This is a genomic window from Streptomyces sp. NPDC006529 (assembly GCF_040611795.1).
GTDB lineage: Bacteria > Actinomycetota > Actinomycetes > Streptomycetales > Streptomycetaceae > Streptomyces.
The window spans coordinates 1-2,378 of record NZ_JBEXPB010000117.1; the positions used below are offsets into that span (position 1 = coordinate 1).

The 2,378-nt window shown below is 69.8% G+C and carries 1 protein-coding gene; it reads right to left on the reverse strand.

Annotated elements, in window-relative coordinates:
* The coding region (locus ABZY31_RS31165) for a type I polyketide synthase (RefSeq protein ID WP_356417040.1) at positions 1 to 2,378 on the reverse strand (2,378 nt) is incomplete at both ends.

Genomic DNA, 2,378 nt, shown 5'->3' on the forward strand with positions numbered 1-2,378 from the left:
TCCGGGGCCTGCTCCAGGATGGTGTGCGCGTTGGTGCCGCTGAAGCCGAAGGAGGAGATGCCCGCGCGGCGCGGACGCCCCGTCTCGGGCCACTCGCGCAGCTCCGTCAGCAGCTCGACCTCACCGGCCGACCAGTCCACGTGCGGGGTCGGCTCGTCCACGTGCAGGGTCTGCGGAAGCACCCCGTGCTGCATCGCCAGCACCATCTTGATCACGCCCGCGACGCCAGCGGCGGCCTGCGTGTGACCGATGTTCGACTTCACCGAACCGAGCAGCAGCGGCCGGCCGTCCTCGCGGTCCTGGCCGTACGTGGCCAGCAGCGCCTGCGCCTCGATCGGGTCACCGAGCCGCGTACCGGTGCCGTGGGCTTCGACCGCGTCGACCTCGGAAGCCGAGAGCCCAGAGGTCGCGAGGGCGGCACGGATGACGCGCTGCTGCGAAGGGCCGTTCGGGGCGGTGAGCCCGTTGCTGGCACCGTCCTGGTTGATCGCGGATCCGCGGACCACCGCAAGGACCGGGTGGCCGTTGCGGCGGGCGTCCGAGAGCCGCTCGACGAGGAGCATGCCGACGCCCTCACCCCAGCCCGTGCCATCGGCCGAGGCGGCGAAGGCCTTGATCCGACCGTCCTCGGCCAACCCACGCTGACGGCTGAAGTCGATGTAGGCGCCGGGCGACGACATCACGGTGACCCCGCCCGCGAGGGCGAGCGAGCACTCGCCGCTGCGCAGGGCCTGGACCGCCCAGTGCAGGGCGACGAGGGAGGCCGAGCAGGCGGTGTCGATGGTCACGGCCGGGCCTTCGAGTCCGAAAGCGTACGAGAGCCGACCCGAGACCACACTCGCTGCGTTGCCGGTGCCCAGGTACCCCTCAAGGCCGTCCGGGACGGACTGGAGCGTGGCCCCGTAGTCCTGGCCGTTGGTTCCGACGAACACACCGGCCTGGCTGCCGCGCAGCATTGCCGGGTCGATACCGGCCCGCTCGAAGGCTTCCCACGTGGTCTCCAGCAGCAGGCGCTGCTGCGGGTCCATCGCCAGGGCCTCGCGCGGGGAGATCCCGAAGAAGTCCGCGTCGAAGTCCGCGACATCGTAGAGGAAGCCGCCCTCACGGGCATAGAAGGTGCCCTGCTGGTCAGGGTCCGGGCTGTAGAGCCGCTCCAGGTCCCAACCACGGTCGACCGGGAACTCACCGATCGCGTCACCACCGGCCGCCAGCAACTTCCACAGATCCTCGGGAGTACGCACCCCGCCGGGGAAACGGCAGCTCATCGCCACGATCGCGATCGGATCATCGTCCACCACCGTCACCACCGGACCACTGACGACCTCGACCTCGGCCCCCAGCAGCTCATCCCGCAGGAACGACATGAGGGCGGAAGCCGTCGGGTAATCGAAGATCAGCGTCGCCGGCAGGCTCACACCCGTCGCCGCCCCCAGCCGGTTGCGCAACTCCACAGCCGTCAGGGAATCGAACCCCAACTCCTTGAACGCCCGCTCCGCACCCACCGTCTCCGCACCCTCATGACCAAGCACCGCAGCCACATGCGTACGAACCAAGGCCAGCAGCTCACGCTCCAGCTCCGCAGCACCAAGTCCGGCCAGTCGGCCTACGGGAGCGCCGGTTTCGTCGCCGGGGCGGTCGGCAGTGGCTGTCGCGGCCAGGACCTCCGGCAGGTCGGCGAAGAGGCTGCTGGGACGGACCACGGAGAAGGCGGGCGCGAAACGCTCCCACGCCACATCGGCCACCAGCAAAGCAGCCGGGTCACCTACCGCACCCACGCTCTGCCGCAGAACAGCCATCGCCGTCTCCGGCGCCATCGGCGGAAGACCCTCACGCCGCATCCGGGCGTCGAGAGCCTCGTCGGCGGCCATACCGCCCTCGGCCCACGGACCCCAAGCCAGCGAGGTGGCAGCCAGCCCGGCCGCCCGGCGCTGCTCGGCGAGCGCGTCCAGATAAGCATTTGCAGCCGCGTAGTTGGCCTGACCAGCCGAGCCGGTCATGCCGCTCATGGAGGAGAAGAGGACGAAGGCGTCGAGCTCGATCCCCAGCTCAATCGTCAGCTCGTGGAGGTTGAGCGCGGAGGTGGCCTTGGCCCGCAGCACGCTCTCGAACCGTTCCGGCGTCAGCGCATCCAGCACACCGTCATCCAGCACACCAGCCGTGTGCACCACAGCCGTCAGCGTGTCGGCCTCGGCAGCCAGCAGCTCCCGCAACGCCTCCCGATCAGAAACATCACAAGCGACCACGGACACATCGACACCCAGGTCGGCCACCAGCTCAGCCACCCCAGGAGCATCCGGACCACGGCGACTGGTCAGCACCAGACGCTCAACACCCGCACCAGCCAGCCAACGAGCAACCCGGCCACCCAACGCACCCGT